Here is a 6,648-nt window from a genome sequence, read left to right on the forward strand (position 1 = left end):
AAAATAATGAATATAGAAGTAAAGGTATTAAACTCTACTAGGCTAACAAAGTTATTAATAGCTGCAAGTAGATGGTTATCAAAATATTCAGATGTTTTAAACGATTTAAATGTATATCCAGTACCAGATGGAGATACAGGAACAAACATGTCTATGACATTACAAGCAGTTGAAAATGAATTAATAAAGTTAAATCATGAGCCAGATATGGAAGAATTAGCTGATATAGTTTCAGAAGCAATTCTTTTAGGAGCAAGAGGAAATTCTGGAACAATTTTATCTCAAATTATTCAAGGATTTTTAGAAGGAGTTAGAACTAAAGAGGAAGTTACAGTAGATGATGTAAAGATAGCTTTTAGATTAGCTAAAGAGAAGGCATATAAAGCTGTAAGTGAACCTGTAGAAGGAACAATGCTAACTGTTATAAGAAGAGTAGCTGAAGAAGCTGAGATCTATAATGGTCCATCAGATGACTTTATTCCATTTTTAGTTTACTTAAAAGAGGCAGCAAAAGAAGCTGTAGAAGAGACACCAAATCAATTACCAAAATTAAAAGAGGCTGGTGTAGTAGATGCTGGAGGACAGGGAATATTCTATATTTTAGAAGGTTTTGAAAAGTCAATTACAGATCCAGAAATGCTTCATGACTTAGAGAGAATAGTTCAATCTCAAGCTAAGAGAAAAGATATAATGGAACACTCTGGAAATCATGTATTTGAAGATATAAAATTTAAATATTGTACAGAATTTGTAATTGAGTCTGGAGATTTTGATTTAGATGACTATAAATCTAAAATAGTAAATTTTGGAGATTCTATGGTATGTGCTCAAACGTCAAAGAAAACAAAGACTCATATACATACAAATAATCCAGGAGCAGTTTTAGAGATAGCTGGTAAATTAGGTAATTTATCAAATATAAAAATCGACAATATGGAGATTCAACATAAAAATATGCTTTTAGCAGATGCTGAACAGTATAAACTTGATAAAAAAGGTAAAGTTCTAGTTCAAAATGAAAATAGTAAACCTATAGCATATTTTGCTATTGTTGATAATATGGAATTAGGTAATTTATTCTTAGATAATGGAGCTACAGCTGTATTAATAGGAGGGCAAACACAAAATCCTAGTGTTGCTGATATAGAAGAAGGAATTAATAAAATAAAAGCTGATAAGATAGTTATTTTACCAAATAATAAAAATATCATATCATCTGCTAAAATGGCAGCAGAAAGATCTTCTAAAGAGGTTACTGTTTTAGAAACTAAAACAATGTTAGAAGGAGAGTACGTTGTAAAAAATAAAGATTTTGGAATGGACGAAATCTTAAAGCAACTTCCATTTAATACTTCTATTGAGATAACACAAGCAGTTAGAGACACAAAAGTTGATGATTTATTGATATCTCAAGGAGATTATATAGCATTAATTAATGGAAAAATAAAATTAAGAGCAGCTACATTAGAGGAAATTATAGAAAATACATATAAAGAATGTGTAAATAGTGAAACATTAAATATATTTGCATGTATTGGAAAAGGTTCTACTGAGGAAGCAAATAAAATTCTTAAAGGAATAAAATCTACAGTTAAGTATTCAGATTTAGTAATAGGACAGGAAAATTATCCATACTATATATATATAACAAATAGAAACCCTGAATTGCCTGAAATTGCCATTGTAACAGATTCTACGTCAGATTTAACACCAGATATGATAAAAGGCTTAGATGTGGACATAATCCCGTTAAAAATAAAGTTAGCAGGAGATACATATTATAGAGATGGTGTAGATATTTCTAAAGGAGAGTTTTGGAAACAATTATTAAAAGAAAATATAGTTCCAAAAACATCTCAACCATCACCAGCTGAATTTAAAGAACTTTATGAAAAGTTACTTGAAAAAGGTTATAAAAAAATAATTTCAATTCATATTTCAAGTAAATTAAGCGGAACTCAACAAGCTGCTAGAGTAGCAAGAGGAATGCTAAATAAAGAGGATGATATTGCTATAGTAGATTCTAAAGTAGTAACATTTGCTTTAGCACATATAGTTTTAGAAGCAGCAAAAATGGTAAAAGAAGGAAAGTCATTCGATGAGATAATAGAATGGATTGACGAAACAAAAAGTAAAATGAAAGTTTATTTTGTTGTAAAAGAACTTTCATATTTAGAAAAAGGTGGAAGAATAGGAAGAGCATCGTCAGTAATTGGTGGATTCTTAAAAATTAAACCAGTTTTAAAATTAGAAAATGGAGAAGTATGTATTGAAGCGAAGGCTCTTGGAGAAAGAGGAGCTTTATCATATATGGAAAAACTAATTAAAAATGAAAAAAATTCAATAATAATGTATACTGGTTGGGGTGGAACTCGTAGTGAATTAGAGGCTGCAGACCAATTGAGAAGCATTGCAGAAAAAACAAAAAAATTGGATTATAGAGGTAGAATGGAGATAGGAGCAACTATAGCTTCGCATACAGGACCTGTATATGGAATGGGAATTTTAAATAAAATAAGATAGTAAAAAATAGCTAGATTTATAATCTAGCTATTTTTACAAATGTAATCTTTTTTAAATAAATTAAATAAGATACAGCATAAAGAGTTTTAAAAGGATTGACTGGACATTAAAAAGCAAATATAATAAAGAAAAAACCATAGGAGGATAAAGATGGCAATATTAGTTTGTGGTGGAGCTGGATACATTGGAAGTCATGCAGTAAAGGCTTTATTAGAAGCAAAAAGAGAGGTAATTGTTTTAGATAATATGCAAACAGGGCATGTGGAAGCTATTCCAGAGAATATAAAATTAGCTTTAGGAGACTTAAGAGATGTAGAGTTTTTAAAAAAAGTTTTTAAAGAGAATAAAATAGAGGGAGTTATACACTTTGCAGCTGACTCTTTAGTAGGAGAAAGTATGACAAATCCGGCTAAATATTTCGAAAATAATGTAGTTGGGTCAATGAACTTATTAAATACAATGAAAGAATACAATGTGAAGAATATTGTATTTTCATCGACAGCAGCAACATATGGTGAACCTAAAAATATACCAATTTTAGAAACAGATGAAACTTTGCCAACAAATCCTTATGGTGAGAGTAAATTAATGGTTGAAAAATTATTAAAATGGTATGATTACGCATATGGAATAAAATACACAGCTCTTAGATATTTTAATGTAGCGGGAGCTTATCCAACAGGAGAAATTGGAGAGGATCATAGTCCAGAAACTCATCTTATTCCAATAATATTACAAGTAGCATTAGGAAAGAGAGAAAAAATAGGTATATATGGAGACGATTATCCAACAGAAGATGGAACATGTATAAGAGATTATGTTCATGTAATGGATCTAGTAGATGCACATATACTAGCTTTAGATAGATTAAAAAATGGTGGAGAAAGTACAGTTTATAATTTAGGTAATGGAGAGGGATTCTCAGTTAAGCAAGTTATAGATGTAGCAAGAAAAGTAACAAAGCATCCAATACCAGCAGAGGTATCTCCAAGAAGAGCAGGAGATCCAGCAAAGTTAGTTGCTAGCTCAGAGAAAGCAATGAAAGAGTTAAAATGGAAACCTAAGTATGCATCGTTAGATTCAATAATAGAAACAGCTTGGAAGTGGCATAAAGAAAATCCTGAGGGATATAACGACTAAAAAATTAGGCAGAATTCTGCCTAATTTTTTCTTTATAAGGAGAAAGTATGAGAATATATAAATTTGATGAGATAGATTCTACAAATAAGTTTTTAAGAGAAAAGGAAGATGTAATAGAAGGAGATTTAGCAATAGCAAAAGTTCAAACATTGGGAAGAGGAAGAAGAGGAAATAAGTGGGTTTCTACAGAAGGAGCCGCATTGTTTTCATTTGTGTTAAAACATGATATAGAAATACCGGAAGAGGAGTATATGAAATTATCTATTTTAATAGGATACTCTCTTTTATATTCATTAAAAAAAATAGAAAATTTAGATTATAAGTTTAAATGGACGAATGATTTATATTTAGATGAAAAAAAAATAAGTGGAATTTTAGTAGAGAAAATAAGAGATAACTATATTATTGGAATAGGTTTAAATATAAATAATTTAAATTTAGAAGAAGCTAAAAGTATTGCAATATCATTGAGAGAAAAAACAGGTAAAACATATGATTTAGAGAAAGTTATAGCTACTGTTGTTGAAGATTTTTATAATAATTTTCAAGAGTTTAAAAAAGGAAAATGGAAAGAGATATTAGAAAAAATTAATAAAGTTAACTATCTATATGGTAAGAGAATAAATATTGTTACATTTGATAAAGAAGAAAGTGGAATAGCAGGAGATATTTTAGAAGATGGAATGTTAGAAGTATTTATAGGAGACGAAATAAAAAAATATAATATTGGATCAATTCACATATCAAAAAAATAGAGGAAAATATGAATAAGAAAAGAATAGTTTTAGGACTGAGTGGTGGAGTAGATTCATCAACTTCAGCATGTATGTTAAAAGAGAATGGTTTTGAAGTAATAGGAGTTACTTTAGTAGTTAGCAATGAGCAAAGAGAGTCTCAAGATTTAAAAGATGCAATATCTCTTGGAAAAGAGTTGAATATAGAGCATATAGTTTTAGATATTGTAGATGAGTTTAATGAAAAAATTGTAAAGTATTTTATAGATGAATATTCAAAAGGGATGACACCATCACCTTGCGTAGTTTGTGATGAGATAATAAAAATAAAAAAATTAATAGAGATTGCTAATTTAAAAGAGGCGTATTATATAGCAACGGGTCACTATTGTGAGATAAGTAAAGAAAATAGATTTAAAAGAAATCTGTTTAAAAAACCAAAGGATGTAAGAAAAGATCAAGGTTATATGTTGTATAGAATAGAGCCGGAAATAATAGAAAGAATGATATTTCCTTTAGCTAAATATGAAAAAACTATTGTCAGAGAAAAAGCTAAAGAATATGGAGTAAAAGTTTTTGATAAGAAAGATAGTCAAGGTATATGTTTTGCAAAAGAGGGATATCTAGAGTTTTTAAAAAAAATGTTAGGTGACAAGATTAAGCCTGGAAACTATTTAGATAAAACTGGAAAGATTTTAGGTCAACACCAAGGATATCAGTTATATACAATCGGCCAAAGAAGAGGACTAGGAGTCTTATTTTCTAAAATATATTTTATTGTCGATATTTTACCAGAAACAAATGAAATAATTTTAGGTGATTATTCAGAGTTATATAAAAAAAGAGTAGAATTAGAAAACTTTAAAACCCATATTTCTTTTGATGAATTAAAATCAATGAGGGTTTTAGCAAAGCCAAGGTTTTCAAGCCAAGGTTTTTATGGTAAAGTAATTAAAGAAAACGAAAAAATATATTTTGAATATGAAAATGAAAATCCACAAAATGCAAAAGGACAGCATTTAGTAATATATAGTGATGACTTAGTAGTAGGTGGAGGAAAAATAATATTTTAAGGGGGTAATTTAATGAATTTAGAAAAGTTAATGAAAGAAAAAAATGTTGATGCGGTTTTAATTACTAATATGCTTAATGTGAGATATTTTACAGGTTTTACAGGAACAACAGGAGTAGCATTAGTAGCAGGAGATAAGAAATTTTTTATAACTGATTTTAGATACGTAGCTCAGGGGAAGGAACAAGTAGAAAAAAATGGTTATGAATTAATTTGTGAAAATATATCTACATTAAAAAAAGTTGGAGAGATATTAAAAGAACTTAAAGTTGAAAAATTAGGGATTGAAAATCAAAATGTAACGCTAGATCAATTTAAACTTTTTGAAAGCAATTTTACAAGTTTAGAATATGTATATTTAGATGATAATTTTACAAAGATAAGAGAAATCAAGTCAGAAAAAGAGATAGAAATAATAAAAAAATCTGTGGAAATTGCAGAAAAAGCTTTAGAATTAACAATTCCTAAAATTAAAATTGGAGTAAAAGAGAGTGATATTGCAGCAGAGCTAGAATATCAAATGAGAAAATTAGGAGCTTCAAAGCCATCTTTTGATCTTATTGTAGCATCTAATGAAAGATCAGCTTTACCTCATGGAGTAGCTAGTGATAAAAAAATAGAGGAAGGTTTTTTGACAATAGATTATGGTTGTTTTTACAAAGGATATGCTTCAGATATAACAAGAACATTTTATGTAGGAGATAATCCCTCAGAAAAACATTTAGAGATATATGAAATTGTAAAACAAGCAAATGAAAAAGCAATAAAAGAGGTTAGAGCAGGAATTTCAGTTCATGAATTAGATGCAGTAGCTAGAGATTTTATTAAAGAAAAAGGGTATGGTGAATATTTTGGTCATGGATTAGGACATGGTATTGGACTTCAAATTCACGAATATCCAGGAGTTTCTTTTAAGGCAGAGAATAAAATATTAAAAGAGGGAATGGTAATAACAATTGAGCCTGGAATTTATCTTCCAAATTTTGGAGGAGTAAGAATCGAAGATGATATTTTAGTAAAAAAAGATTCTTATGAAATTTTAACTTCATTGGATAAATCATTTAAAAAAATTAAATAATGTATAAAATAATGTAAAAAATACAAAAAATGTTCGTAAAAAGTACTAATTGCAGAACAATATATATTTTTTTTATAAAAAATATATAAAATTAATCTTGT

5 protein-coding genes are annotated in these 6,648 nt (G+C 28.5%); all 5 read left to right on the plus strand.

All coding sequences use genetic code 11. The features are described 5' to 3' along the window. Positions 1-6: 6 nt before the first annotated feature. The 5 genes from HMPREF0202_RS10900 to HMPREF0202_RS10920 all read left to right on the plus strand — a co-directional run bounded on the left by HMPREF0202_RS10900 (position 7) and on the right by HMPREF0202_RS10920 (position 6,547). Positions 7-2,523 carry a DegV family EDD domain-containing protein gene (locus HMPREF0202_RS10900; RefSeq protein ID WP_023050839.1) on the plus strand — a complete coding sequence of 839 codons (2,517 nt, stop codon included), beginning with the start codon at positions 7-9 and terminating at the stop codon, positions 2,521-2,523. A gap of 150 nt (positions 2,524-2,673) precedes the next feature. Then, positions 2,674-3,663, plus strand: a complete 990-nt coding sequence (gene galE / locus HMPREF0202_RS10905; protein WP_023050840.1) for a UDP-glucose 4-epimerase GalE — start codon at positions 2,674-2,676, stop codon at positions 3,661-3,663. Positions 3,664-3,710: 47 nt separating this feature from the next. Further along, a complete protein-coding gene (locus HMPREF0202_RS10910; protein ID WP_023050841.1) occupies positions 3,711-4,418 on the plus strand; it encodes a biotin--[acetyl-CoA-carboxylase] ligase in 708 nt (235 codons plus the stop codon). Between the two features lie 8 nt (positions 4,419-4,426). After that, positions 4,427-5,470, plus strand: coding sequence for a tRNA 2-thiouridine(34) synthase MnmA (mnmA, locus tag HMPREF0202_RS10915; RefSeq protein WP_023050842.1), 1,044 nt, complete (start codon positions 4,427-4,429; stop codon positions 5,468-5,470). A 12-nt stretch (positions 5,471-5,482) separates the two neighbouring features. Further along, positions 5,483-6,547, plus strand: coding sequence for a M24 family metallopeptidase (locus HMPREF0202_RS10920; RefSeq protein ID WP_023050843.1), 1,065 nt, complete (start codon positions 5,483-5,485; stop codon positions 6,545-6,547). The last annotated feature ends 101 nt before the right edge of the window (positions 6,548-6,648 follow it).

Origin of the sequence: Cetobacterium somerae ATCC BAA-474 (genome assembly GCF_000479045.1) — a bacterium.
In the GTDB taxonomy this organism is placed as follows: Bacteria; Fusobacteriota; Fusobacteriia; order Fusobacteriales; family Fusobacteriaceae; genus Cetobacterium_A; species Cetobacterium_A somerae.

Excerpts from the sequence above, each read along its gene's own strand:
- HMPREF0202_RS10900 (WP_023050839.1), top strand. The coding sequence starts at position 7 with ATGAATATAGAAGTAAAGGTATTAAACTCTACTAGGCTAACAAAGTTA.
- galE (WP_023050840.1), top strand. The coding sequence starts at position 2,674 with ATGGCAATATTAGTTTGTGGTGGAGCTGGATACATTGGAAGTCATGCA.
- HMPREF0202_RS10910 (WP_023050841.1), top strand. The coding sequence starts at position 3,711 with ATGAGAATATATAAATTTGATGAGATAGATTCTACAAATAAGTTTTTA.
- mnmA (WP_023050842.1), top strand. The coding sequence starts at position 4,427 with ATGAATAAGAAAAGAATAGTTTTAGGACTGAGTGGTGGAGTAGATTCA.
- HMPREF0202_RS10920 (WP_023050843.1), top strand. The coding sequence starts at position 5,483 with ATGAATTTAGAAAAGTTAATGAAAGAAAAAAATGTTGATGCGGTTTTA.